The organism is Jatrophihabitans sp. sgz311053 (genome assembly GCF_056135305.1).
The window spans coordinates 1,320,150-1,346,222 of record NZ_JBWAXP010000002.1 but is presented as its reverse complement, the minus strand read 5'-3'; the positions used below and the strand labels follow the sequence as shown (position 1 = coordinate 1,346,222).

The 26,073-nt window shown below is 71.0% G+C and carries 20 protein-coding genes; 5 read left to right on the top strand and 15 right to left on the bottom strand.

Annotated features, from left to right (window positions below; translation table 11 throughout):
* Window positions 1-71: 71 nt before the first annotated feature.
* On the bottom strand, window positions 72-2,900 hold the full coding sequence (locus AC0NZQ_RS15235) for a bifunctional glycosyltransferase/CDP-glycerol:glycerophosphate glycerophosphotransferase (protein ID WP_474530758.1): 2,829 nt from the start codon (window positions 2,898-2,900) through the stop codon (window positions 72-74).
* 282 nt (window positions 2,901-3,182) lie between these two features.
* Between AC0NZQ_RS15235 and AC0NZQ_RS15230 the strand changes: the two genes are divergently transcribed.
* Both AC0NZQ_RS15230 and AC0NZQ_RS15225 read left to right on the top strand, forming a co-directional pair.
* Window positions 3,183-5,264, top strand: coding sequence for an acyltransferase family protein (locus AC0NZQ_RS15230; RefSeq protein ID WP_474530757.1), 2,082 nt, complete (start codon window positions 3,183-3,185; stop codon window positions 5,262-5,264).
* Between the two features lie 63 nt (window positions 5,265-5,327).
* Window positions 5,328-6,008, top strand: a complete 681-nt coding sequence (locus AC0NZQ_RS15225; protein WP_474530756.1) for an LON peptidase substrate-binding domain-containing protein — start codon at window positions 5,328-5,330, stop codon at window positions 6,006-6,008.
* On the opposite strand, the gene AC0NZQ_RS15220 is transcribed toward AC0NZQ_RS15225, so the two are convergent.
* From AC0NZQ_RS15220 to AC0NZQ_RS15185, 8 genes are all read right to left on the bottom strand, one after another.
* Entirely contained in the window at window positions 5,919-6,773 is an 855-nt protein-coding gene (locus AC0NZQ_RS15220) for a hypothetical protein (RefSeq protein ID WP_474530755.1), read from the bottom strand. The two genes, AC0NZQ_RS15225 and AC0NZQ_RS15220, sit on opposite strands and share 90 nt — an antisense overlap.
* The gene (locus tag AC0NZQ_RS15215; RefSeq protein WP_474530754.1) at window positions 6,770-7,393 is read right to left on the bottom strand and encodes a hypothetical protein; all 624 of its coding nucleotides are present in this window, start codon (window positions 7,391-7,393) and stop codon (window positions 6,770-6,772) included. The genes AC0NZQ_RS15220 and AC0NZQ_RS15215 overlap by 4 nt, the downstream gene beginning before the upstream one ends.
* Before the next feature lie 57 nt (window positions 7,394-7,450).
* Window positions 7,451-7,897 (bottom strand): DUF427 domain-containing protein, encoded by a 447-nt coding sequence (locus AC0NZQ_RS15210; protein ID WP_474530752.1) that lies wholly within the window; start codon window positions 7,895-7,897, stop codon window positions 7,451-7,453.
* A gap of 38 nt (window positions 7,898-7,935) precedes the next feature.
* A complete protein-coding gene (locus AC0NZQ_RS15205; protein WP_474530751.1) occupies window positions 7,936-8,949 on the bottom strand; it encodes a hypothetical protein in 1,014 nt (337 codons plus the stop codon).
* Window positions 8,950-9,022: 73 nt separating this feature from the next.
* Window positions 9,023-9,925: an N-acetylneuraminate synthase family protein gene (locus AC0NZQ_RS15200; protein ID WP_474530750.1), complete on the bottom strand. Its 903-nt coding sequence runs from the start codon at window positions 9,923-9,925 to the stop codon at window positions 9,023-9,025.
* A complete protein-coding gene (locus AC0NZQ_RS15195; protein WP_474530749.1) occupies window positions 9,894-11,087 on the bottom strand; it encodes a cytidylyltransferase domain-containing protein in 1,194 nt (397 codons plus the stop codon). The genes AC0NZQ_RS15200 and AC0NZQ_RS15195 overlap by 32 nt, the downstream gene beginning before the upstream one ends.
* A gap of 79 nt (window positions 11,088-11,166) precedes the next feature.
* Window positions 11,167-12,525: a polysialyltransferase family glycosyltransferase gene (locus AC0NZQ_RS15190; RefSeq protein ID WP_474530748.1), complete on the bottom strand. Its 1,359-nt coding sequence runs from the start codon at window positions 12,523-12,525 to the stop codon at window positions 11,167-11,169.
* Complete coding sequence (locus AC0NZQ_RS15185) at window positions 12,522-13,496, bottom strand: glycosyltransferase family 2 protein (RefSeq protein ID WP_474530747.1); 975 nt, start codon at window positions 13,494-13,496, stop codon at window positions 12,522-12,524. Before AC0NZQ_RS15185 ends, AC0NZQ_RS15190 begins: the two co-directional genes overlap by 4 nt.
* Before the next feature lie 202 nt (window positions 13,497-13,698).
* On the opposite strand from AC0NZQ_RS15185, the gene AC0NZQ_RS15180 reads away from it, so the two are divergent.
* Window positions 13,699-15,030, top strand: a complete 1,332-nt coding sequence (locus tag AC0NZQ_RS15180) for a DUF6716 putative glycosyltransferase (protein WP_474530746.1) — start codon at window positions 13,699-13,701, stop codon at window positions 15,028-15,030.
* Between the two features lie 67 nt (window positions 15,031-15,097).
* Here AC0NZQ_RS15180 and AC0NZQ_RS15175 read toward each other — a convergent pair whose 3' ends face one another.
* The 3 genes from AC0NZQ_RS15175 to dnaE all read right to left on the bottom strand — a co-directional run bounded on the left by AC0NZQ_RS15175 (window position 15,098) and on the right by dnaE (window position 20,688).
* Window positions 15,098-15,976, bottom strand: coding sequence for a class I SAM-dependent methyltransferase (locus tag AC0NZQ_RS15175; protein ID WP_474530745.1), 879 nt, complete (start codon window positions 15,974-15,976; stop codon window positions 15,098-15,100).
* Window positions 15,977-16,048: 72 nt separating this feature from the next.
* A complete protein-coding gene (locus AC0NZQ_RS15170) occupies window positions 16,049-16,810 on the bottom strand; it encodes a methyltransferase domain-containing protein (protein WP_474530744.1) in 762 nt (253 codons plus the stop codon).
* A 296-nt stretch (window positions 16,811-17,106) separates the two neighbouring features.
* On the bottom strand, window positions 17,107-20,688 hold the full coding sequence (gene dnaE, locus AC0NZQ_RS15165) for a DNA polymerase III subunit alpha (RefSeq protein ID WP_474530743.1): 3,582 nt from the start codon (window positions 20,686-20,688) through the stop codon (window positions 17,107-17,109).
* Between the two features lie 384 nt (window positions 20,689-21,072).
* On the opposite strand from dnaE, the gene otsB reads away from it, so the two are divergent.
* Window positions 21,073-21,855: a trehalose-phosphatase gene (gene otsB / locus AC0NZQ_RS15160; RefSeq protein WP_474530741.1), complete on the top strand. Its 783-nt coding sequence runs from the start codon at window positions 21,073-21,075 to the stop codon at window positions 21,853-21,855.
* Between the two features lie 116 nt (window positions 21,856-21,971).
* Window positions 21,972-23,045, top strand: coding sequence for an alkene reductase (locus AC0NZQ_RS15155; RefSeq protein WP_474530740.1), 1,074 nt, complete (start codon window positions 21,972-21,974; stop codon window positions 23,043-23,045).
* Window positions 23,046-23,088: 43 nt separating this feature from the next.
* Here AC0NZQ_RS15155 and AC0NZQ_RS15150 read toward each other — a convergent pair whose 3' ends face one another.
* The 3 genes from AC0NZQ_RS15150 to lspA are packed head-to-tail and all read right to left on the bottom strand — an operon-like array spanning window position 23,089 to window position 26,056.
* Entirely contained in the window at window positions 23,089-24,534 is a 1,446-nt protein-coding gene (locus tag AC0NZQ_RS15150; protein ID WP_474530739.1) for an alpha,alpha-trehalose-phosphate synthase (UDP-forming), read from the bottom strand.
* A gap of 20 nt (window positions 24,535-24,554) precedes the next feature.
* Window positions 24,555-25,475, bottom strand: a complete 921-nt coding sequence (locus AC0NZQ_RS15145; RefSeq protein ID WP_474530738.1) for an RluA family pseudouridine synthase — start codon at window positions 25,473-25,475, stop codon at window positions 24,555-24,557.
* Window positions 25,472-26,056, bottom strand: a complete 585-nt coding sequence (gene lspA / locus AC0NZQ_RS15140; RefSeq protein WP_474530737.1) for a signal peptidase II — start codon at window positions 26,054-26,056, stop codon at window positions 25,472-25,474. The genes AC0NZQ_RS15145 and lspA overlap by 4 nt, the downstream gene beginning before the upstream one ends.
* Window positions 26,057-26,073: the final 17 nt, after the last annotated feature.

Genomic DNA, 26,073 nt, shown 5'->3' with positions numbered 1-26,073 from the left:
AGCGGCCCCCGGCCGAGCGCTGGGACGTCGCGCCGTGCTGGCTGCCTCGCGGCCGCGTCGTGGTGCGGGACTCAGCGCCGGTCCAGCGCCTCGCTCTCCTCCGCGATCTCCGCCTCGGTCTCTCGCATCGTCGAGCTGGTGCGAGCCGAGCCCGCGTCGCCCGGCACTCCGTCGGCGGCCTCGGCCGACGCCTCCGGCGCCCCCTCGATGACCTCGGCGGTCACGTCCGCCTCCCCACCGATCCCGTCCCCGCCGATCCCGTCCCCGCCGATCTCGTCGCCGTCGATCTCGTCCCCATCGATCTCGTCTTCGGGGACGACGGGGAGCCGGCGCGGCGCCCGCGGCTCGGTCGAGTCGAGGATCGCCTCGTACACCCGCTCGCGGCACTTGCCGTCGCGGACGGGGAAGGCCTCGGCGATGCGCTGTCGGTAGAGCGGCTGCGGTTCGGGACCCTGCACCACTGCCTCGGTGATGGCCGTGAGAGCCGCCGGCGCGTCCATGGCCACCGGACCGAAGCCGTCACGGTCGTAGTCGAAGTAGCCGGCGCGGCCCAGGTGTCCACCGCTCTGGACGCGGTCGCGGTCGAACTGGAAGTAGACGATCGGCCTGTCGATGTAGGCGGCATTGAAGAACATCGACGAGTAGTCGGTGACGAAGACCCGGGCACGGGCGAACAGGTCGCGCACCTCGCCGTCGGCGAAGGTGAGGCGCTCCACGTAGTCCGGCAGGTCGAAGGCGGAGCTCACCCGCTGCAGCACCGGGTGCGGCAGCACTGCGATGCGCAGGCCATGAGCGTCGGCGAGCTGCTTGAGCTCCGGCGAGGCGAGCACGGCCACCCACTGCTGCGCGAACTCCGAGGCGCGGAAGTGCTCGGGGTCGATGTGCTTCTGACCGTCGGCCTCGTCCTGATCGGCCGCGAGCCAGCGACGCCAGGTGGGGGCGGCGAGCAGCAGGTCGCGCCGCTCCGGCGGGTACTTCAGGCCGGCCTCCCGCACCAGGTCGAACCTGGGGAGCCCGGAGAGGATGACCTCGCGCTCGGTGTACGCGTAGCTGGTGTGGTCGGCCACCACCGAGCGGTACTCGGCCGGGGTGCTGGTGACGAAGAGGTCGAAGTTCTTGGTGTTGAGCCAGTTGGAGAGATCGTCCTTCGTCACGCCGTGCTGCAGGAAGACCTTGCGCCAGCGCGGCCGCGGCATCAGCGGGCGGATCTCCGGCGGGTTCATCACCCGGACGTCGGCGTGCGAGGAGATGAAGTGCTGGCAGTTGAGCATCAGCAGCTTCCAGCGCAACGATCCGTGCGCCACCACGCGACGGCGAGCGGGGTGGCGTTTCAACCGTGCCCAGTCCTGCGACTCCTTCGACAGCACGAACCAGGCGTTGACCGACCGGTGCTCGGCGCGGAGGTAGGTGAAGAGGTGCTCGGCGCTGTCGTCGGCGTTGTAGATCCGGTCCTGCAGCACCCACGCCCGCCGGAAGATCTTGTTGACGACGCGGGAATGGCCGACCTTCGTCACCAGCCGATCCCGGCGGCGCGGGGTGGGGTACGCCGGCTTGGGCTCGGGGACGGTGGTACCCAGCTCGCTGCGGATGGCCGACTCGGGGACGAGGTGCTCGGGGTGATCCGGCTCGAAGAGGCTGACGTCCACCTCCTTGCCGTCGACCAGGACCCGGAGGGTGCCGACCGGGATCCACGCCAGCAGCTCGTGCAGGGCGACCCGCTCGAAATAGACCAGATCGCGGACCTTCGCATAGACGGGGTCCACCGCCGCGCCGTCGACGAAGAAGGAGACGTCGGGCCGGGAGCCGGTGAACCGCAGCCTGGCCCGCATCAACCGCTGCCGGGAGTCCAGCTTGTCCAGGACCAGCGTCTCGCTGCGCCACGCCTCGTCGGTGAAGGAGTGCAGCAGGATGTCCCGGTGCACCCGGGTGAGGCGGCGGGCCCCGTACGCGGCGACCGAACGCGGGTCCAGGTAGCTGGCGACTTCGGCCAGGTGGGTGTTGAAGCGCTCCGCGATCTCGCCGTGCGCCGCCGTCTCGACCTCCGGCACGGCGTCCGCGGCGCGGAAGTACCAGGACAGCTCGTAGAGGAACATCGTCTGCAGCCATGCCGGCACTGACCCGTGCCGCCGGGCAGCCTCCCGCAGCAGCGGCAGGTAGCCGAGCTCCGGCACCGTGTCCCACCGGCCGGGATGCGTCCAGCTCGCGTCCAGGGTGGAGCTGCCGTCGGCCCGCTTCCGGTAGAAGTACTGGGCCGTGCGGACGTACCCGATCAACGGCCTCGGGGCGTCCAGCAGGTACCACGAGCAGAAGTGGACGTCCTCGAAGGTCGGCCTGATGCGGTCGTCGAAGTAGCGCTGCTGGCGCCGGATCTCGTCGAGCCGGAAGAAGGCGCACGGCGCGTGCCCGTGGAAGTAGGTGCTGTCGTAGTTCAGGTCACGCAGCCGGTTCTCCCGCGAGAAATGCGAGTGGAGCGGGTGATTGGCGCGCTTGCCCGTCTTGTCGAAGTGCACCCGGCGCCGCGCCGCCACCATCATGGTGGAGGGGTGGCGCTGCAGGAACTTGTCGACGTTGCGCAGGTAGGACTTCGCCACGAAATCGTCCGGGTCGATGAAGGTGACCCACTCGCCGGTGGCGTGGTCGATTCCCATGTTCCGCGCCGAGGCCTGACCGCCGTTGGGCTTGTGCAGCACCGTCACCAGATGCGGCCGGCGTTCGGCCCACTCCGCCAGGATCCGGGGCGACTCGTCGGTCGAGCCGTCGTCGACCATCACTACCTCGACGTCGTCGAGGTCGAAGCTCTGCTCGTCGATGCTGGCGATGAAGTCCGGCAGGTACGCGGCGACGTTGTAGACGGCCGAGACGATGGAGAACCGCGCTCGATCACCGGAGTGTCGGCTCATCACGATGTTCTACTCCTCAGTTCTGACGACGCCTCCAGAAGCATGCCCGAGGCACCGGGCCGCGGTGACGAGGCGCGCGCGCCGCGCAGGGAGGCGGGAGCGCGCCGCGGCGAAGACCTCCGCCCAGGGCACTCACCCTAACCTCAGCGAAACGCCGGCGAAGGTCCCGGCCTCACCGTCGGCTCAAGCGCGGCGGCCGGACCTGGTCACCGCGAGCCGTAGAATCCGCGACGGTTTCGAGCACGTCGGAAAGGAACGAGGACCATCGCACCCCCAGATCGAGTGACCGGCACGGCCGGAGCCGGCGGCGACCGCACGGGTGCCCCGGCCCCCGGTCCGGCGGGCGGGGCCGGGCACCTGCGGCGCGACATCCAGGGCGTCCGCGCCATCGCCGTCACCGCGGTCGTGCTGGACCATCTCACCGGCTGGCCGGCCGGCGGCTTCGTCGGGGTCGACATCTTCTTCGTCGTCAGCGGCTACCTGATCACCGGTCTGCTGCTGCGCGAGTACGACCGGACGGGCACCATCAGCTGGATCTCGTTCTACGCGCGCCGCGCGAAGCGGATCCTCCCCGCCGCGGTGCTCGTGCTGGTGACCACCGTCCTGGTCGCGGCGGCCCTGCTGCCCCGGGCGCGCATGCTCGACGTGGTGAGCGACGCACGCTGGGCCAGTCTCTTCGCCGCGAACTGGCGCTTCGTGGAGACCAGCACCGACTACTTCCAGCAGGGTCTGACGCCGTCCCCGGTCCAACACTTCTGGTCCCTCGCGGTCGAGGAGCAGTTCTACTTCGTCTGGCCGTGGCTGATGCTCGCCCTCCTCGTCGTGGTGCGCCGCCGCGGCCGGGTCGGCCGCGCCGAGCACGTCGCGGCCTTCGTCGCCATCACCACACTCACCCTCGCCTCGCTCGTCTTCGCCCTGATCCAGACGAGGACGGACCAGTCGGTCGCGTACTTCTCCACGCTCACGCGCGGGTGGGAGCTGGGCGTAGGTGCCATGGCGGTCATCGCCGCCCGGATCTGGCCGCCGTTGCCGACGCGAGCTGCGCGCTGGCTGAGCTTGCTGGGTCTGGCGGGGATGGTGGTCTCGCCCTTCGTCGTGACCGACGGCCCGCTCTTCCCGGCGCCGGGGGCCGCGCTGCCTGTCCTGGCGACCGCGCTGTTGCTGGTGGCCGGGGCGACGACGCCGGCGTCCTGGCTGTGGCCGCTGACCAACAGGGTCAGCAACTACCTCGGCGACATCTCCTACTCGCTGTACCTCTGGCACTTCCCCGTCGTCGTGCTGCTGACCGCGGTCATGACCGACGGGACGGCCGCCTACTACCTCGTCGCCGTGGTGGCGATGCTTGCCCTTGCGGCGCTGTCCTACGCGGTGGTGGAGAACCCGATCCGTCGCTCCCGCTGGCTCTCCCCGACGTCACGTGTCACCGCCGGAGCGAGTGATCGGAGGCGTCCCGGACGCCGCCGGTCCGGGTGGCTCGTCGTCGCCGTCGCCCTCCTGCTGCCGCTCGTCGCCGGCTCTGCTGCGGTGCGGATCGCCGACCGCCCCGACCCGGCGCTGCAGGCCGCGGGCGACATCTGCCTCGGTGCCGCCGCGGAGGTCCGCTACACCGACTGCCGGATCAGCGATCGGCTCGCCGTCCGCCCGAGCGTGGACGACTTCGCGAGCGACTCCAAGGGCGCCTTCAGCTGCTGGTCCGGCCGCGACCAGCCGACGAGGACGTGTAGCTACGGATCGCGCAGCGGGAGCGCCTACCGCGTCGCCCTCATCGGCGACAGTCACGCCGCGATGCTGCTGCCCGGCCTGAAGGCACAGCTGACCCGCCTGAAGTGGCGCCTGGACACCTACGTCGGCTACGGCTGCGTCTGGCGGACCGGCGACCCCGGCACCTGTCCCGGCATGGACAGCACGAGATCGCGGCTGGCGAGCGGCCTGCGCTACGACCTGGTGATCACCACCAGCGACCGGCAGTTCCAGACCGGCCCGAATCTCGCCGCGCAGTTCCGCGCCGCGTGGCGGCCGGTGCTGGCGCGCGGAACCCGTGTCGTCGTCGTCCGTGACAACCCCGGCCTCACCGCCGACACCCTCTCCTGCATCCAGCGAGTGACCAGCGACGTCCGCAGCTGCGCGACGCCCCGCAAGGCCGCCCTGGCCGACCCCGACCGGATGGCCGACACCGCAGAGCGCACCCGCCGGCTCCGCACGGTCGATCTCACCGACCTGTACTGCCGGCGGACGTCGTGTCCGGCGGTGATCGGCAATGTCCTGGTCTACCGGGACACCTACGGTCACATCACCTCCACCTGGAGCCGCACCCTGGGACCGGTGCTCGTCCAGCGGATCACTCGCGCGCTCGGGCCGGGCTGACCGGCACGTCATCGGCCGGGTCGATCGCGCATCGCACCGGATCGCGCGGCTAATCTGGCGGGCGTGGCCGCGACCATCCCGCTCTTCCCGCTGAGCCACGTGCTGCTGCCGGGCATGCCGCTGCCGCTGCACATCTTCGAGGAGCGGTATCGGCAGCTGCTCACCGACATCGGCGACGCACCGGCGGGTCCCGTCTTCGGTGTGGTGACGCTGCGGGCCGGCACCGAGGCGATGACTCCGCACGTGCGGAACGGGGCGACACCGGACGTCGAGGCCATCGGCACGCTCGCCGAGATCCTCGAGGTGGAGACGTCGCCCGACGGCTCGTCGGACCTGCTTTCGGTCGGCAGCCGCCGGTTCCGGGTGCGGGAGCTGGTGGTGACCGGCAAGCCGTACCTGCGCGCCGAGGTGGACTACCTCGACGAACCGGACGGCGCGCTCACCGCCGAGCTCGAGAACCGCTCGCGGGAGCTCATCGACGTCTACGACGCGATGCTGCTGCGCCTGGCAGGCCGGGGTACCGGCACCGAGCTCCCCACCGACGCCAATCAGCTCTCCTACCAGCTCGCCGCCCGGTTGCCCCTGCCTCCGGAGGAGAAGCAGGCGCTGCTGGGCGACGAGACCACGGCCGACCGGCTGATGCGTCTGGGGCGGCTACTGCGGCGGGAGATCGCGCTGCTGCAGCGGACCCGCAGCATCGCCGTCTCCCCCGCCGTGCTGCGTCTCGGCGCCGGGTCCAACTGACGGTCCCGGACGCGGCCGGCTCCCGCCGGGCGCGTCCGTCGCCTCGACCTGCGGGTACGCCGGGGACGGGTACGGCGGGGGTGAGTACGGCGGCGGCGGGTACGCCGCAGGCGGCGTACCCTCCGGTGGGAACCGTGGCGGGGCGTATCCGGCAGGTGGGTACGGCTGTGGCGGGTAGGGCGGCGGGTAGCCCCCCGCGCCGACCTGCGCGAGCAGGCGATCCCGCTCCTCGTCCGGCCGTCCCAGATCGTCGCGGGCTGCGAAGGCGACCAGCAGGGCGTAGCAGAGGACGGCGACCCCGGCCTGGACGAAGAGCAGCCCGTCGATGTGCACCGTCAGCCGCTGCCGCGGGATGAAGCCACCCTGTTGGCCGGTGTCGCTGCCGCCGCCGGCGAGCCAGCCCACGAACCACATGAGCAGTGAACCGATGATGCCGCCGGCGGCCAGGGCGCCCAGCACGACCGGACCCCGGCGCTCGGTCCGCCGCCAGGCGGCGAGTGCGGCGACGAGTCCCGCGACGGCGGCGAGGACCAGGAAGCGTCCGTCCTCGGCGATCCATGCCTCCGTCTCGTCCTGCAGCCGCCCGGCCGGCGTGATCCGCGCCGCCGAACCGGGTGGGCTCCATGCGGCCCAGACGAGCCCGAGCAGCGCGCCGATCACGGCGAGCGCGAGCACGATCGAGATGCCTGCCCGCAGATCGCCGAGGACGGGGCGTCGGCTCCGCGCCGGCGCGGGGTCGGTCGCGACCGGCTGTCCCGCGGTCATGCCGGTCCGCCGGCCGGAGGCACGGGCGGGACCGCCCCGGTGGCCTGGCGCAGCAGCATGTGCAGCTCGTCGAGGCGGCTGCGCGGAACGGCACGCTCCACCTCGAAACGTCGCAGCCGGTCCATGGTGTCGCGGCGCCGGCGGGTGGCGAGCCGGACGGCGATGAGCGGCAGCGTCAGCGTGCGGGACGGCAACCCGACGCGGCGCAGCTCCGCCAAGACGTCCTTCCCGGTGTCGGAGACGAGGTCGCCCAGGCGGTCCTCCAGCGGGCCGTACTGGCCGGCGCCCATGACCCGGCGCAGCACGGCGAGCATGAGAAAGCGCATGAGCAGCACCATGACGGCGACGATCACCAGCAGGACGGTGAGCACGGTGAGGTGGAGCACGAACTGGGAGACGGCGGCGAGGGCGAAGAGCACGACGGCGACCGCGAGCAGCGACCAGCTCACCCGCTCCAGCAACACCCGACCGACCAGGTAGCGGGCCAGCGCCCACCGGCTGAACGGCGAGCCCTGCGGGAACTCCCCGACGTCGTAGGCCGCGCCCGACTGACCGAAGGGGTCGTCACCCTGGCCCCGGCCGGGATCGTCGGGACGGCGCGCCGGAAGCGGTGGCTGCATGCGCCCGACACTACCCGGGCAACCGCGTCCTACGGCTGTGCGTGGTGCTCGCCGATCTCAGCCGGAGACGGCCGGATCGGCGACGCCGAGCTGAACCTGCACGCGGTCCTGGTAAAACGCGACGTGATCACGCAGCGGCGCCACCCGCGCGTACGGCTGCCGGTAACCCCAGGCCACGGGACCACCGCCGTCGGCGAGGCGCCAGTAGTTGGCGACCCCCTTGTAGGGGCAGCGCGTGCTGTCGTCGGTGGCGACCAGCAGCGACCAGTCGATGTCGCCGGCCGGGACGTAGACGACCAGCCCGTGATCCTGCTCGTCCACGAGGATGCTGCTGGTGGTGTCGGCGAGCACCCGCCCGTCGTGCGTCACCCGGACGCGGTTACGCCGCCACAGCAGGTCGACGCGGTAGTCGGGGCGGGAGTCGTAGCCGGTCGGCTCGGTGGCGGTCGACTCGGTGGCGGTCGACTCGGCCGCGCTCGTGGCGGAGACGCCTGCGTCGGTCATGACGGCATCAACCAGCGCGGCCAGCGCCGCATTCCGCCTCAGGCCAGTTCGAGCAGCGGGCGGGCCGGCGCGTCGGCGCTGATCCGGTCGACGAATTCCCGGGCCCGCGCCGAGGTCCCCGGTGTGAACCACGCCTCGTCGATGCGCCGCACCTCGATGCGGGTGGCGATGTCGGAGAGCACCACCGGCAGCGTGTGCGCCGCGGTCGACGGGAAGGTGATGACGTGGGATGCCACCGGACCCTCGCGCAGCGTCAGCTCGACGGGGAGCCGGCCGCGCTGTACTCGTACGCCGGGAACGGTCTCGAGCTCGGCGAGCCGCTCCTCGGACTCACGACGGTGCGCCAGGTAGCGCAGCGGCCCGTACCGGTGGGCGAGGTGTCGGACGGCGCCGAGGTAGGCGCCCCGGTCCACCATCCCGGTCTCGACGAGCGAGGCGCCGAGCAGATCGACCTCGTCGGTGACGAGGGTGGGCGTCTGCCAGGACTTGGTCCAGGCGTACCTGTTCACGATGCCGATCGCGCCCGGCGGGGTGGCATCGGCCAGGCAGCTGAAGACGGTGAGCGTGCGGTTCGCGCTCGGCGAGAGCAAGCGGGTCGCCCGCGCCGCCCGCGGGCTGGCCCCCTTCGCCTCGAGCCGCCAGCGGATCAGCGGTGTGCCGCGGGTGATGCAGGAGGCGAACTCCCACGTCGCCGTGCCGTCGTCCACGACGACGACGTGCTCGGCCCGGGCGAAGGGCAGCAGCGTCTGGATCAGACCGGAGAAGGGGTCGCCGATCACCACCCGCCGCGCGGTCGCCAGCGAGCGGGTGAGCCGCACGCCGCCGAGCATCCCGCCCGATCCGAGCGCCCGGATGTTGACGATCTCGACGTCCAGGCCGGCGCCGCGCGCCAACCCGGCGACCTCGTCGAGCTGGCCACGGGTCGGCGAGTCCTTCGGGCAGAGCACGGCGACCCGCAGATCGCCGTGCTCCCCCGTCGTGTGCGCCCACTCGACGACGTTGAGCAGCTGGGTGGCGCTCTCGACGAGCGCGAGCGTGCGCAGGACGCTCATCGTCCGACCGCCATTGCCGACCACGTCCTCATTGTGGGGTGTTCTCTTCCTGACCGCGGAGTCGGCCGGGACCTCAGCTCGCCGGCGCGTCGACCGACGTGGTGCGGCGCAGCTTGGCCCGCGCCGACAGCTCGCTGTCGTAGACCTTCTTGACGCCGTCGCCGAGCGCCTTCTCGACCACGCGGATGTCGCGGACGAGACGCTTGAGGCCGGCCGGCTCCACCGAGGCCGCCTGGTCCGAGCCCCAGTTGGCGCGGTCGAGGGTGATGTGCCGCTCGACGAAGGTAGCGCCCAGCGCGACCGCCGCGACCGTGGTCTGCAGGCCGATCTCGTGTCCGCTGTAGCCGATCGGGACGTCGGGGAAGTTGTGCATGAGCGTGTGCAGCATCCGCAGGTTCAGCTCCTCGGCCGGGGCCGGGTAGGAGCTGGTGGTGTGGCAGAGGATGAGCCGCTCGCGGCCGAGGACCTCGATGGCGTGCCGGATCTCGTCGGTGGTGGACATGCCCGTCGAGAGGATGACGGTGCGGCCGGTCTCGCGGACCCGGACCAGCAGCTCGTCATCGGTGAGCGACGCGGAGGCGATCTTGAGTGCCGGCGGGTTCATCAGCTCGAGGAAGTCGACGCTGGGAACGTCCCACGGCGAGGCGAACCAGTCGATGCCGCGGTCGGCGCAGTAGCGGTCGATGGCCTCGTACTCGTCGCGGCCGAACTCGACCCGGTGCCGGTAGTCCAGGTAGGTCATCCGACCCCAGGGGGTGTCCCGCTCGATGCTCTGCTGGTCCTTCGGGACGCAGATCTCGGGGGTCCGCTTCTGGAACTTGACCGCGTCGCAGCCGGCCTCCACCGCGACGTCGATCATCGCGAGGGCGTCCTCGAGGTTGCCGTTGTGGTTGATGCCGATCTCGGCGGTCACGTAGACCGGGTGGTCGGGGCCGACCGGCCGATCACCGATGTAGCGCAAGCGAGTCAGATCCATCTCGGCCTTCCTTTGCATTCGTGTTGGCCTTGCCCAGCAGTCGCGACGCGACCTCGCGGATCGCGCCGTGGCCGCCGGCGGCGGCAGTGACGATGCGGGCACGCGCCCGCACCGAGTAGTGGGCGTCGGCGACCGCGATCGGCCAGCCGACGATGTCGAAGCACGGCAGGTCGTTCACGTCGTTGCCGACGTACGCCGTGCGGGCGAGGTCGTGCCCGTTCTCCGCGCACCACTGCGCGAGGGCCGACCCCTTCTCCGCGATGCCCTGCAGCGCGGGGATATTCAATTTGCGCGCTCGTGCGCTGACGACCGGGTTCACCTCGGTGGAGAGGATGATCACCGGCAGCCCGGCCCGACGCAGCGCGGCGATGCCGAGGCCGTCACCGCGGTGGACGGTGACCGACTCACGACCGTCCTGGTCGACGGTGACGCGGTCGTCGGTGAGGGTGCCGTCGAAGTCGACGACCAGCGCGTCGATGTCGTCCAGCCCGATGCTGGTCGTGTGGTCCAGCAGCGGCGCGAGCAGCCGCGCCCGGGCAAGATCGCCGGGCTCGTCGATCTCCAGGGTGCGGGCCGGATCGACCTCGACGGGGGCGATGCGACCGAAGAAGCGGTGACCGGCACGCCGGAAGCCGTCGACGCGCATCGCGTAGGCGGCGCCGGTCTCGAGCAGCTCGACGGGACGGTCCTGGCGTCGCGGCCGGGAGGCCGGGTCGTGGTTGACGCCGGTGCCGTCCGGCCGCCAGAGGAAGCCGTGCGACGGGGCGGCGGTGAAGGCGCTGTCGTGACCGTCGAGGACGGCGGCGACGACGGCGTCGACGTCGGTTGCGGTGAGGAACGGCGAGGTGCACTGCACCAGCAGCACGATCTCTGCCTCCGGCGCAGCAGTGTCCAGGGCATGGAGCAGTGCCGACTCCGAGGTGGCGGTGTCCCCGGAGAGCTGCGCCGGCCGCTCGACGACCTCGGCGCCGGCGTCGCGGGCCGCGCTCGCGATCAACGGATCGTCGGTGGAGACGAGGACGCGGTCCATGTGACGCGAGGTGCGGGCGGCCAGCACGGCACGGGCCACCAGCGGCAGACCGCCGACCTCGGTGACGTTCTTGCCGGGCACGCCCTTGGAGCCGCCCCGGGCCGGGATGACAGCCACCACGCGCGAACTCATGTCGACGAAGTTATGGATGCCGCACGACCACAAGCCGTTCGCCAAGTGGATGTCGTCGGTCAGCAGGGCAACGTATGGGTTAACGAGCACGCGGCGGTGCGACAGCGGTCACGTCCTCGGCACCGGCGCGGCGGACCCGCTCCGTGGCCGCGACGGCACGGCGTCGGGCAGCGCTCACGAGGCGACGTCCCGTCGTGGTCTGACCCCGTCGCCGCGGCGGCGCCAGCAACCCGACAGCCTCGAGCCGGCGGCGTTTGAAGTAGCGCTCGTGGCCGTGGGCTGCCAGGTAGCTCACCGCCGTCTCGCGCAGGTCGAAGAGCCGGTTGGACTGCATGCAGAAGCCGACGGCCCGGACCAGCTCGGCGACGTCGTCGGAGGGCAACGCACCGGGCTGCAGGGTGCCGTCGCGCTGCAACCGCGGCAGCATCGCGTCGCAGATGGTGACCGGGATGCGGTTGCTGTTCTCGTAGGGGACGAGCCGCTGCAGCACCGTCGACGTCCCCATGGTGGCGACCTCGAGACCGAAGAGCGTGCGGGCGCTGAAGAGGGCGGTGCTGAAGCACGAGACGACCAGTGACGGCTTCGCGGCGGCGAACCAGGACTCCGCGGGCAGCCCGTCATCGGGGACGACCAGCTCCACCCCCCGCTCGGCGGCATGGCGACGCAGCGGCTGCACGTGCGCCTGGGCGGCGGCCGGGTGGGGCCGGAAGACGATGCGGCGGTGGCCGCGGGCGACGAGTCCGTCGAGCATCTCGTCGTGGAGAGCGATCTCCTCCGCCGGTTCCAGGATCTCCAGCTGCGAGAGGTACTGCCCCAGGATCACCGGCGAGGTCGCGTCCTGCCCCACCTCCGGCCGCCCCAGCCCGGCGATGACCCGACCGAAGGCCTGCCCGGACATCGGGAGCGGCGTGGTCTCGTACTCCCGCAGCAGCAGCGGGGTCAGCGAATCGACCAGGTCGAGGTAGAGCAGCCGGCCAGCGCGCCGACCGATGCCGGCGGGGAGGTCGTCGCGCGTCGGTCCGTAGCTCATCAGGCCGTCGGAGTAGACCGAGACCGGACACTCGCGGATCAGCGAGCCGATGGTCCGTGACGGCGCCACCGCCACCGACTCCAGGACCAGCTCGCGGACGCCGTCCTGCAGTCCCAGCCGCTCGGTCACCAGCCGGGCGAGCATCGGCAGCTCACCGGCGCGCGGGCTCCACCGCGACGGGTGCAGCGGGGCGATGAGGTCGTTCCAGTGGACCAGGTCGTCGAAGCGGTCCCGGATGGTCGCGAAGGCGGGCGTCCGGTCGAAGGACCGCGACAGCTCGGGGATGGCGACGTTGTTCGACGTGATGAGCAGCCGGCGCTCGTCGCGGCCGCCGAAGACGCCCTCGTCGAGCGCGGCCGCCAGGCTGAGCGCGCCGAAGAGGGTGGAGGCGTAGAAGACGCGGGTCATGACGCCACCAGCCCGTCGGCCAGCACGCCCGGCGGCAGCATCGGCGCCAGCCGCTCGCGGCGGGTGTCGTTGGGCAGCGCCTCGGAGAGGCGGTCGGGGTCGAGCCCGGCGAGCATCAGGCGGGCGCGCTCGGCCATCTCCGCCTGCAGCCGGGGGGTGAAGCGCTCCTCCCCCGACTGCACCTGGTGGGCCAACACGGCGAGGAACTGTCGCAGCGCCTTGGCCGCCTGCCCGCTGTCGTCGCGGACCTGGCGCAGCACCATCTCGTAGGCGTCCAGGAAGTGCAGCTGGCGCTCGTCGCCGATCTGCGTCAGCGAGTCCAGCACCAGGCGCCGGTAGAAGAGCCCTGCCAGCGAGACGACGGCGTAGCTGTCTGCCTCACGGTGCAGCCGCCAGATCCAGGGCCGGTCCTCGGCGGTGTGCAGCCCCGCCGGGAAGCGGAGCAGGTCACCGAGGTCGGCGCGGAAGATCCCGGCCCAGGCGTACGGGTAGTCGATCATGGTGCGCCGACTGATCGGCAGGATGCCCGAGCGGGGATCGAGCACCGTGTTGCGCCGGGCCTCCGGCGCGAGGTGGACGACGCGGTCCCGGTCGTGGACCTGGACGTGATCCACCCGGACGAAGTCACAGCCGAGCCGTTCGATGGCCTCGGTGAGCTGGACGAGGTAGCCCGGCGCCAGCCAGTCGTCGCCGTCGAGGAACATGACGTAGCGGCCGCGCACCTTGGCCAGGCCGACGTTGCGGGCGTTCGCCAGGCCGACCGCCTGGTCGTGCCGCACCACCTCGAGCCATCCCACCCGCGACGCGAACGACTCGATGACCTCGGGCGTCGCGTCGTCGGAGCCGTCGTCGACGACGATCACCTGCAGCCCGACCTCGTCGTTGAGCTCGAGCGACGTGAGCGTGTCCGGCAGGTAGCGCGCGACGTTGCGCGCCGGCAGGACCACGCTCAGCGTGGGATCGCTGGTCATGCGGCGATGCTGACCAGCAGGGACGACCGGGCAGTGAGGGCGAGGTGGACGACGCGCGGCCGGCAGGTTGCGCGTCGGTGACGCGGTCGGCGACTCCGGTCGCCAGGCCGGACGGCGTGCGCCACCTCCGGTTAACCTGCACTCCATGTCGTGGTTGCATACGGGTCGTGACCCGGAAAAGCGGCCTTCTTAGTTTCGTGGCATGACGGACGCTGGGACCTCACCGAACACCGGCTGGGCCGTCGAGGTGATCGCCGATTCCGACAGCCGGTGGAAGTGGGGCGCGAGCCTCGTGCCGCACCTCGTCGGAGATCGTCCGGCGGCGATCCACGCCACGCTGCTGCTCGGCCGCTCGGTGCCCAACGACCAGCAGTTCGACGACGTCGGCATCGTCCCGGCCTCGGTCCGCCGTGCCAGCATCGCCGAGACGATCGAGCGGCTGCGTGACACCGAGGCAGAGGTCGTGGTGCTGGCCTGCATCGGCGGCTGCGTCCAGTCCCTGATGCAGGCGTTGAGCCGCGTCTGGGCCGGCCGTCGGGTACGCCCAGTCGTCGTCACCGGTTACGTCGGCCTCGTCTACGAGAAGATCATCGACGGTCTCGTCAACCGGGCCGGCGCCGATCTGGTGCTGGCCAACTGCGACGCCGATGCGGCGCACTTCGGCGAGGTCTTCGCCGGCCTCGGGGCCGACCCGAAGTCGGTGGTCGGGACGGCGCTGCCCTTCCTCGGCGGCGCGCCCTACGACGCGACGGCCGCCGGTCGCAGCCGGCCGTACACGCTGACCTTCGTGACCCAGCCCGGCGTCCCGGAGTCCGAGCGGGAACGCCGGCACGTGCTGGAGCAGGCCATCGCCTACGCCCACCGCTTCCCCGACCGGGAGGTCGTCTTCAAGCTGCGGGCCCGCCCCGGCGAGCGCACCACGCACGTCGAGCCGTACCACTACACCGCCCTGCTGCCCGTCGAGCGGATCCCGGCCAACGTCTCGTTCGTCTACGGCGCCATGGCCCCGGTGCTCGACCGCACCGACCTCTGCGTCACGGTGAGCTCGACGGCGGCCGTGGAGGCCATGCATCGCGGCATCCCCACCGCCGTGCTCACCGACTACGGCCTGCGCGAGGCGATCGGGAACGCGCTCTTCCTCGGTTCCGGGGTGATGACGTCCTGGCCGGCCCTGCTGCGCGACGAGGTCCCGACGCTCACCTCGGAGTGGGCAGCCGCGCACGGCGTGCATGCCGGTCCGGACTCCTATGCCCGCGCCGCCGACCGGCTGGCCGAGCTGGTGGCCCTCGGCCCGGAGCTGCCTCCGCTACGGCCCTGGCTCAGCCCCGATCGCGCCGGGGACTACCTGCCGCGGCTGCTCGCCCGCTACGGCCTCGACGCCGAGGCCCGGCCCGCGCCGGCCGCCGTGAAGGCGGCGACGACGCGCACCCGGCCGCCGCTGGCCCGCCGGGTCGCCAAGCGCGCGGCCCGCAAGATGTACCGCTACGGCGTGGACGTCGTCGAGCCGCGCATCAAGCGGATCGCGCAGCTCTGAGACGGACCGCGCAGCTCGGAGACCTCGGAGACATCGAGCGTCGGAGACATCGAGCCGATCGCGGGCGTCACGCGGAGCGCGCAAATCTGGCTCTGCGCACCTCACGTCGCGCCCGCTGGTAGATCCGCGTCGACAGCGGACGAGCCGGGCCGGCGAGCTGCTTGTCCAGCTTGCCGACGCTGCGCTGCAGCCGGTCGACGGTGGACTGCAGCCGCTCGACCCCGGACTGCAGCTCGCCGACACGGCGCAGCAGGTCGGCGTCGACCTGCGCCGGCGGCGTCTGCTTGAGCATCCGCGGGTTCGTGACGACACCCTGGGTATCGCGGCGCAGGTGCTTGGCCAGCGGATGGTCGGAGTCCTTGAAGCGGGCGACGGGGGCGCCGCCGCCCTTGCGGTTGACGACGTAGACGCTCCAGTGCTCGCGCCAGCCGCCGAAGGCGTCCACCGGCACCGAGTCGGCACCGCTGGGCCAGAAGCCGGGCTGGTCGCGGCGCCGCTCGGAGAGGTCGTAGCCCTTCTCCAGCAGCTCCAGTCCACCGAAGAGGAACTCCAGGCACTCCGCGCTGTAGCGCCAGTAGTCGATCGGGCAGGGGTGATTGCGCCACGAGAAGAGCGTCTGGGTGATCGCGACGCCACCCGGCCGCAGGATGCGGGTGATCTCCTCGGCGGCGAGCCAGGGTCGGTCGATGTGCTCGAAGACGTCGGAGCTGAAGACGACGTCGAAGGATTCGTCGGCGATCTCGTCACGACACCCGGTGATGTCGGCGATGATCGTGTTGGGGATGTCGGACTGCTCGAGGTTCAGGTCGTGATAGCGGAACCGGGGCTCGGGAAAGTGCTCGATCGCGCACTGGGCGAGCCGGTGGCCGCCGATCTCCAGGACGTCGCCGGAGAGGTCTGCCTGCTCGATGTAATGGGCGATCATCGCCTTGGTGGTGTCACGCACGGCAGGTCACCGCAGCCTTTCGATTCTGCCCGCCGCGGTCGCAGCGGGTCATGGGGCCGGTCCAGCGCAGCGTCACGGCGCGGGCTTGATCCCGGCGTGGAAGACGCGGACGTTCTCTCGCCAGCCGCCCAGGGCGTCCGGCTCGAAGGGGTCGTCCTTGGCACGCTTGCGCACGTCGCGGCGCCGTTCGGTGCTGTCGAAACCCTTCTCCAGGGTGGTGAGGTCGGCGAAGAGGAACTCCAGCGCGTCCGGGGTGTACCGCCAGAAGTCGATGGGGCACGGGTGGTAACGCCAGCTGAAGAGGGTGGAGGTGTAGGCGAGCCCGCCGGGCGCGAGGATGCGACCGATCTCGGCCGCGGCGAGCCAGGGCCGGTCGATGTGCTCGAAGACGTCGACCGAGACGACGACGTCGTAGCTGCCGTCGGCGATCTCGGGACAGCCGGTGATGTCGCCGACGACGGTCTGCTCGTCGGAGTGCTCGAGGTCCAGGTTCTGGTACCTGAAGGCCCCCGGCGCGATCTCGTCGAAGAGCCGGCCCCGCGGATGCATCCGGCCGCCGATCTCCAGCACCCGGCCACCGCGGACCCCCGCGGCGGCAAGCAGTCGGTGCAGGTGGTCGTCGATCCGCTCGTCGCGGATCTTCGCGCTCTTGTAGGACGACTCCAACGCGGCGAGCTCGGCGACGTGCTGCTTGGCCTCGGCGGCGGCGCGACTGTCGGTCAGGTCCGTGACTGCCTCCGCTACGCGCCGGCCGCGCCGGGCGAGGCCCCGCGGAATCCGGCGCGCCGAGCCCCTCGACTGCTGCTGCCGCTGGTCTGACGTGGGACTGGCCATGTCGGCGAACGTACGAACGTGCCTTGACCGTCGTCCGATGCTGCGGCAACGGCCCGTCGTCGCGCAGATGGACGGCAGGTGACGAGACACCGGGCAGATCGGGACGCCCTCCTGACCGACCGGCGCCGGATCGACAGACGCCGAACCAACAGACGCCGAACCAACAGACGCCGAACCAACAGACGCCGAACCAACAGAGGCCGAACCAGACGCCGAACCAACAGACGCCGAACCGACAGACGCCGAACCGACAGACGCCGAACCGAAAGGAGCAGCCCCGGCGAGGCGTCGTCCGCTCAGGCAGCCAGCGCGTTCGGACCGAGCAGGGCCTTCAGGTCCCCCATCAGCGCGGCCGACGGCGTGACCCGGAACCGGTCGTCGAGTCGCAGGACGAGCGGTCCGTCGTTGGTGAGCACCTTGAGATGGACGTCGGCGGTCCCCGGGTGCTGGGCCAGGACGTCCTTGAACCGCTCCAGCACCGGAGGTGTCCACTTCAGCGCCGGCAGCGTCACCGTGACGGGCCCGAAGTTCCCGTCGGCCTGGGTGGTGTCGAGCACGTTGAGATCGCTGGCGATGAACTTGACCGTGTCCTCGCGGGCGTCCGTCCTGCCCTTGATCGAGACGATGGCGTCCTCGGCGACGTTCAGCGCCACCTGCGCGTAGGTGGCGGGGAAGAACATCACCTCGATGGAGCCGTCGAGATCCTCCAGCTGCGCGCTGGCCCAGGCGGCACCGGCCTTGGTGACGCGCCGGCTGACGCCGGTGAGGATCCCGGCCAACGTCATCGTCTGCGGTTCGGCCTGACCCTCGGCCTGGACCGAGGCGATGCTGCCGTCCGCCGCGTTGGCCAGCACGTGCTCCAGGCCGAAGAGCGGATGGTCCGAGACGTAGAGCCCGAGCATCTCGCGCTCGAACTGCAACTCGACCTTTTTGTCCCACTCGACGTCGGCGACCCGGACGGCGAAGACGTCGTCGTCGGCTGCGGCCGGCGCGTCGCCCTCACCGCCGCCGAGGCTGGCGAAGAGGTCGAACTGACCGTTTGCCTCGTTCCGCTTGATGTCCAGGACAGCGTCGACGGCGCTCTCGAAGACGTTCATCAGGCCGCGGCGAGGGTGGTCGAGGGAGTCGAAGGCACCGCCCTTGATGAGGGCTTCGATGGTGCGCTTGTTGCAGACCACCGCCTCGACCTTCTTCAGGAAGTCGCCGAAGTCGACGAAGGCACCCTGCTCCCCCTCGCGGGCGCGGACGATGGCCGAGACGACGTTGGCGCCCACGTTGCGGATCGCGGTGAGGCCGAAGCGGATGTCGGGGCCGACGGCGGTGAACATCGCTGCCGACTCGTTCACGCAGGGAGGCATGACCTTGATCCCCATGCGCCGGCACTCGCCGAGGTAGAGCGCCATCTTGTCGCGGTCGTCCTTGACCGACTGCAGCAGCGCGGCCATGTACTCGGCCGGATAGTGCGCCTTGAGGTAGGCCGTCCAGTAGGAGATGACGCCGTAGGCGGCCGAGTGCGCCTTGTTGAAGGCGTAGTCGGCGAAGGGGACGAGGATGTCCCAGAGCTTCTTGATCGCGGGCTTGGTGAAGCCGCGCGCGATCATCCCGGCCTCGAAGCCGACGAACTCCTTCTCCAGCACCTCGCGCTTCTTCTTGCCCATCGCGCGGCGCAGGTTGTCTGCCTGTCCGAGCGTGAAGCCGGCGAGCTCCTGGGCGATCGACATCACCTGCTCCTGATAGATGATCAGGCCGTAGGTGGTGCCGAGGATCGGCGTGAGCGCCTCGGTGAGCTCGGGGTCGATGTACTCGATCGGCTGCCGGCCGTTCTTGCGCAACGCGTAGTTGGTGTGGCTGTCGGCGCCCATGGGGCCCGGCCGGTAGAGCGCGATGACGGCCGAGATGTCCTCGAAGTTGTCCGGCTGCATCAACCGCAGCAGCGAGCGCAGCGGCCCGGAGTCGAGCTGGAAGACACCGAGCGTGTCTCCCCGGCAGAGCAGCTCGTAGGTCTCCTTGTCGTCGTAGGAGAGCTCTTCCAACACCAGGTCGATGCCGCGGTTGGCCTTGATGTTGTCGACGGCGTCGCCCAGGACGGTGAGGTTGCGCAGCCCCAGGAAGTCCATCTTGACCAGCCCGAGCGCCTCGCACATCGGGTAGTCGAACTGGGTGATGATCGCGCCGTCCTGCTCGCGCTTCATGATCGGCACGACGTCGACGAGCGGCGCGCTGGACATGATCACGCCGGCGGCGTGCACGCCCCAGTTCCGGATCTGCCCCTCGAGGCCGAGCGCCGTCTCGTAGATCTTCTTGACGTCCGGGTTGGAGCTGGCGAGGTCGCGGAACTCCCCGCCCTCGCCGTAACGCTCGTGCGTGGTGTCGTAGAGCGCGGGCAGCTTGATGCCCTTGCCCATCACGTCGGGCGGCAGCACCTTCGTGATGGTGTCGCTCATCTTGAAGTCGTAGTCCAGGACGCGGGCTGCGTCCTTGATCGCGGCCTTCGCCTTGAGCCGGCCGAAGGTGGCGATGTAGGCGACCCGGTCGCTGCCGTACTTCTCGGTGACGTAGCGGATGACCTCGGCCCGCCGACGCTCGTCGAAGTCGATGTCGAAGTCGGGCATCGACGGACGTTCGGGGTTGAGGAACCGCTCGAAGATCAGGCCGTGCTGCAGCGGGCAGAGGTCGGTGATGCGCAGCGCGTACGCCGCGATCGACCCCGCGCCCGAGCCACGCCCCGGACCGACGCGGATGCCGTTGTCCTTGGCCCACTGGATGAAGTCGGCGACCACGAGGTAGTAGCCGCAGTAACCCTTGGCCGCGATGACGGCCAGCTCCATCTCGACGCGGTCCTTGACCTCGGCGGTGAGCTTGTCGCCGGGGTAGCGGAACTCGATGCCGCGCCAGACCTCCTGCCGGAACCACGACTCCTCGGACTCCCCCTCGGGGACGTCCGCCCGCGCCATGTAGCCACCGGTCGACTCGGTGAACTCGACCTCGCAGCGCTCGGCGATGAGCAGCGTGTTGTCGCACGCCTCGCGCATGTCGAACTTCTCGTCCCAGAGCTGCCGCATCTCGGCGGCCGACTTGATGTAGTAGCCGCCACCGTCGAACTTCAGCCGGTTCGTGTCCGACAGCCGCTTGCCCGAGGCCACGCAGATGAGCGCGTCGTGCGCGGCGGCGTCGTCCGGGTGGTTGTAGTGCGAGTCGTTGGTGGCCACCGGCGGGATGCCGAGCTCGCGGCCGAGGCGGAGCAGGTCGTCACGGACCCGCCGCTCGATGTCGATGCCGTGATCCATCAGCTCGAGGAAGAAGTTCTGCTTGCCGAAGATCTCCTGGAACTCGGCCGCGGACTTCTTCGCCTCGTCGTACTGTCCGAGCCGCAGCCGGGTCTGGATCTCCCCCGACGGGCAGCCGGTGGTGGCGATCAGCCCTTCGTGGTGCTCGTGGAGCAGCTCCCGGTCGGCACGGGGCTTGTAGTAGTAGCCCTCCAGGCTGGAGCGGGACGAGAGCCGGAACAGGTTGTGCATGCCGACGGTGTTCTCGGCCCACATCGTCATGTGGGTGTAGGCGCCGCCGCCGGCGACGTCGTCGCCGCCCTCCTCGGCCGAGCCGCCCCGTCCCCACTTCACGCGGACCCGCTCCTGGCGCTTGGTCTGCGGCGTCAGGTAGGCCTCGATGCCGATGATCGGCTTCACGCCGTACTTGCGGGCCTTGGACCAGAAGTCGTACGCGCCGTGCAGGTTGCCGTGGTCGGTCATGGCGATGGCCGGCATGCCGAGTTCGGCGGTGCGGGAGAAGAGACCGTCGAGCAGGGACGCACCGTCGAGCATGGAGTACTCGGTGTGCACGTGCAGGTGCACGAACTGATCGGTGTGTCCTGCTGTCACGGCTGTTGCTGCTCCCTGCGAAATCGACCTCGCCGGCCGGTCACCCGGCTCGACGGGATCGATTCTCACATCAGGTTCGGACAACGTTCGGCGTGTCGCCGCAGGCGTGTCAGGAGCAATATCTCGACCTCAGGTCGAGGTCGAACTACTCGGCGCACCCTCCGGGCGCGGTTGGCCCCACCCTGGCGCGGTTGGCCCCACCCCAGCGCGGTTGGCCGGCGCCGATCACCGCGCTCAGCTGGGGCCAACCCGGGGCCAGCCGGCGCCGATCACCGCGCTCAGCTGGGGCCAACCCGGGGCCAGCCGGCGCCAACCACCGCGCTCAGCTGGGGCCAACCCGGGGCCAACCCGGGGCCAGTCGGCGACATCGGCGAGGATGAGGTGGTGCATCCCGACGAGCTGCTCGAAGTCCTGCGTCCCCTGGTGAGCGGCGCGCTCGTCGCCACCGACTTCGACGGGACCCTCGCCCCACTCCAGGTCGACCCGGAGGCGTCGCGTCCGGTCGCCGGCACGGTCGATGCCCTCACCGCTCTCACCGCCGCGGGCGCGACGGTGGCGGTGATCACCGGACGGGACGCCCGGACGGTGGTCCGGCTGGGTGGGCTGGCGGACGTTCCCGGCCTCGAGGTGGCCGGCATCTACGGCGCCGAGACCTGGCGCGACGGCGAGCTCACCAGCCCCGAGACACCCGAGGCAGTCGAACGACTCCGCGAGGAGCTCCCCGCCGTGCTGGCAGCAGTCCCGGCCGACCCGGCCGTCTGGATCGAGGACAAGCGCCTCTCCCTGGTGGTGCACGCCCGCCGGGCGGCTCACCCCGGCGAGGCGCTCGCCGCGATCTCCCCCGCCGTGCGCGAGCTGGCCGACACCCTCGGCTTCGAGGTCCATCCCGGCAGCGGCGTCCTCGAGCTTCGACTGCCCGGCTTCGACAAGGGCGGGGCGATCGATCGGCTGGTCGCCGCGCACGAGCCGACGGCGGTCCTCTATCTCGGCGACGACCTCGGCGACATTCCCGCTTTCGAGAAGATCGCCGAGCTGCGCGCGGCGGGCCGGGCAGCCTGGAGCGTGGCGGTGGAGTCGTCGGCCGTCGATGCCGCGGTCGCCGCGGCGGACGTCCGGGTGCCTGACGCCGTGGCGTGCGTGGCCCTGCTCACCGCCCTGGCGCGCTGACCGCTACCCGCCGACGAGCCGGTTCTGCCGCCCGCGTCTGGGATCTCACAACCGGGAAGTGGCAGGGCGTCCTTCCGCCTTGGGATCAGTAGTTGTCTGATCAACAAGGAGAGACCGTGCCCAGCCTGTTCGAACCCCTGACCGTCGGCAAGTTGTCCCTGCCCAACCGCATCGTGATGGCGCCGCTCACCCGAAACCGCGCCGGCGAGGGGATGGTGCCGCAACCGATCGCGGTCGAGTACTACGCCCAGCGCGCCGGTACCGGCCTCATCATCACCGAGGGGACGCAGCCCAGTGCCGTCGGCCAGGGCTACCTGAACACGCCGGGCATCCACACCGACGCCCAGCGGGAGGGCTGGCGCGCCGTGGCCGACGCCGTCCACGCCCGCGACGGCCGCATCGTCGTCCAACTGATGCATGCCGGCCGTGTCGGGCACCCGGACAACAAGTCCGTCGCCGACATCGTGGCCCCGAGCGCCATCGCCGCACCGGGCACGATGATCACGGCCGAGGGCCCGAGGGACCACCCCACTCCCCGGGCGCTGGCGACCGACGAGATCGCCGGTGTGGTGGGCGAGTTCGTCCACGCCGCCCGCACCGCCATCGAGGCCGGTCTGGACGGCATCGAGGTGCACGCGGCCAACGGCTACCTGATCCATCAGTTCCTGGCGCCGTCGTCCAACGTGCGCACCGACGGTTACGGCGGCACGCCGCAGAACCGGGCGCGGTTGGCCATCGAGATCGTCCACGCCGTGGCCGAGGCGATCGGCCCCGAGCGGGTCGGCATCCGGATCTCACCCGCGCACGACATCCAGGGCGTCCTGGAGCAGGACGCCGACGACACCGCCGCCACCTATGCCGCGCTCATCGACGGCATCGCTCCGGTCGGCATCGCCTACGTCTCCTACCTCGCCGACCCCGCCAGCGAGCTGATCGCCGACCTGCGCCGCCGCTACGACGGCGTCTGGATCGGCAACAGCGGCTTCGGCGAGGTGACGACGAAGGAGTCGGCGCAGGCCATCCTCGACGCCGGGCAGGCCGACGCCGTGGCCGTCGGCCGTCCCGTGATCGCCAATCCCGATCTCGTCGAGCGGTGGCGGCAGGATGCCCCGCTCAACGAGCCGGATTCCGACACCTTCTACGGCGGCGGAGCCGAGGGCTACATCGACTACCCCACCCTGGCCCGGTAGAGCTGATCACGGCTGACCTGTGTCCGTGTCGGACGGGCACAGGTCAGCTCGCGGCCGTCTGCTCCAGCTCGTCCAACTGGGCCTGGAACCAGGCCGCCGGTGGCAGTCTGACGGCGGCCTCGCGCATCCGCTCGGCCCGGGCAGCTCGCTCGGCCGGCGGCATGATCAACGCCTCGACCAGGGTCTGCGCCGTCGTCGCCACGTCGAAGGGATTGACGAGCAGCGCGTCCTCACCCAGCACCTCGGCGGCCCCGGTGTCGCGGGAGAGCACGACGGCGGGCTTGCGCTCGGAGAGCACGGCACCTTCCAGCACGACCAGGTTCATCCCGTCCCGGATGGAGTTGACGAAGACGACGTCGCTGCGTCGCAGGATGGCCAGGGCGGTCGGGTAGTCGTCGCCGATGTCGAAGAGCAGCGGCGTCCAGTCGTCGGTCTCGAACTCGTCGACGATCTCCTCGGCCAGTCGCTCGATCCGGGCGGTGTACTCGCGGTACGCGGGCACGTCCTCGCGGGACGGGTTGTTGTAGACGGCGTGGACGACCCGGCCGCGCCACTCCGGACGGGTGCGTAGCAGCTCCCGGTAGGCCAGCAGGCCGCGGTAGACGTTCTTGCTCAGCTCCGTCCGGTCCACCCGGCCGATGAGCAGGCGATCGCCGACGACCTCCTCCAGCGTGCGGAGCCGGTTGTCCACCACGGGCCGGTCGCCCAGACCGTGCATCTCTTCGGCGTCGGTGCCGAGCGGGAAGACGCGGACACCCGGCGCGTCACGGCCGAGCACCGTCTGCGCCGTCTCGCGGAAGAGGCCGGCCCAGCGCTCGGTATGAAAGCCGAGGACGTCGGCGCCCAGCATGCCGTCCACCAGGTCGCGGACCACGTCGTCGGGCAGCACCCCGAAGTCCGACGGGTTCACCCACGGGGTGTGGGTGAAGAGGCTGATCCGGACGTCGTCTCGCTGGCGCCACAGCATCCGCGGGACGAGGAAGAGGTGGTAGTCCTGGATCATGACGCGGGCACCCGGCGCCGCGGTCTCGGCGAGCGCGTCGGCGAAGGCCTGGTTGAGGCGGACGTAGCTTGCCCATTGCCGGCGCCACGAGGCGTCGAAGGCGGGCTGGGTCGGCAGGTCGTAGAGCCGGTGCAGGACGAACCACAGCGTCGAGTTGGCGATGCCGTTGTAGGCGTTGCGGAACGTGGTCGCATCGATGGGGAGCATGCGCACCTCGAAGTCGCCTCGGAGCGCCTCGGCCACGAGTGGGACCTCGGAGATCCGGCCGCCGGGAGAGCGACGGGCCAGCACCCGCTCCCGGTCGTTCATCGCCGCACTGACCCAGACGGCGTCCGGGGTGGCGGCCAGTGCGGTCTGCATGCCCGAGACCAGCCCGCCGCTGCCACGGCGCACCTCGTCGTCGTGGGTCTCCTCGCTGGCGACGATCTGCAGCGGGCCCCGGTTGGAGGCGACGACGAGGGGGGCGGTGCCAGACGGTGAGACCATGTGGGCTGTCCTACCCCGTCTCACACCGACTCGTCGCGCAGCAGCCGCAGCGCATGATCAAGATCATCCGGAAAGGGTGAGACCACCCGCAGCTCCTCCCCCGTCGCCGGGTGCGCGAAGGCCAGTTCCCGCGCATGCAGCCACTGTCGAGACAGGCCCAGCCGCTGGGCCAAGGTCGGGTCCGCGCCGTAGGTGAGGTCCCCGACGCAGGGGTGCCGGACGGCCGCCATGTGGACACGGATCTGGTGGGTGCGGCCGGTCTCGAGATGGACGTCGAGCAGACTGGCGGCGCGGAAGGCCTCGTCGGTCTCGTAATGGGTGACGCTGGCCCGGCCACCGGCGACGACCGCGAACTTGTACGCCGATCCCGGGTGGCGGCCGATGGGCGCGTCGATGGTGCCGCGCGACGGATCGGGATGGCCCTGGACGAGAGCGCTGTAGCGCTTGTCGACGGTCCGCTCCTTGAAGGCCCGCTTGAGGACTGAGTACGCCCGCTCGCTCTTGGCGACGACCATCGCGCCGGTGGTCCCGACGTCCAGCCGGTGGACGATGCCCTGCCGCTCGGCCGCACCGGACTCCGCCAGCCGGTAGCCCATGGCGGCCAGGCCGCCGGTGACGGTGGGGCCGGTCCAGCCGGGGCTGGGGTGGGCGGCCACGCCGACCGGCTTGTCGACGACGAGCAGGTCGTCGTCCTCGTACAGCACGACCAGCCCGTCGACCGGCTGCGGCGGCGCGACGGGTTCGGCCGCCGGCTCGTCGATGCCCAGCAGCGAGCCGCCACGCACGCGGAGGCTGCGGGCGGCCTCGACACCGTCGACACTGACGTGGCCGGCGTCGATGAGGTCGGCCGCAGCCGTCCTGGAGTAGCCGAGCAGCCGCGAGACGGCGACGTCCAGCCGGAGGCCGTCGAGGCCGTCCGGGACGGGCAGCAGCCTGCTCATGCCTTCTCGTCCGGGCGCGTCTCAGGGGTCTTGTTGCGCTCGCGTCTGCCGTCGAAGTCCACGCCGGCGAAGGCGAGGCAGGCCGCCAGGACGGCGCCGACGACGATGCCGGAGTCGGCGAGGTTGAAGATCGGCCACACGTCACCGTTGGGACCGAAGGCGCTGATCCAGTCCACGACGTGGCCGCGGCCGATGCCCGGCGCGCGGAAGAAGCGGTCGGTCAGGTTGCCCAGGGCGCCGCCGAGGATCAGTCCGAAGGCCAGCGCCCAGGCGGTCGAGCGCAGTCGCGACGCGATGCGGACGAGCACGACGGCGATGACCACCGCGATCACCGTGAGGATCACCGTGAAGCCGGTGCCGAGTGAGAAGGCGGCGCCGGAGTTGCGGGCTTGCTGCAGGTAGATGACGCCGCCGAGCAACCGGTGCGGCATGGCATCGGGCTCGATGGTGGCGACCACGATCAGCTTCGAGGTCAGGTCGAGCAGGTAGACGACGACCGCGGCCGCGGCGAAGAGCCAGATCCGGCCGGAACGGTGTCGCTCGCCGGACGGCGGCGTCGGGACGGGTTGCTCGGCGCTCACCGTCCCAGTGTCCCGCA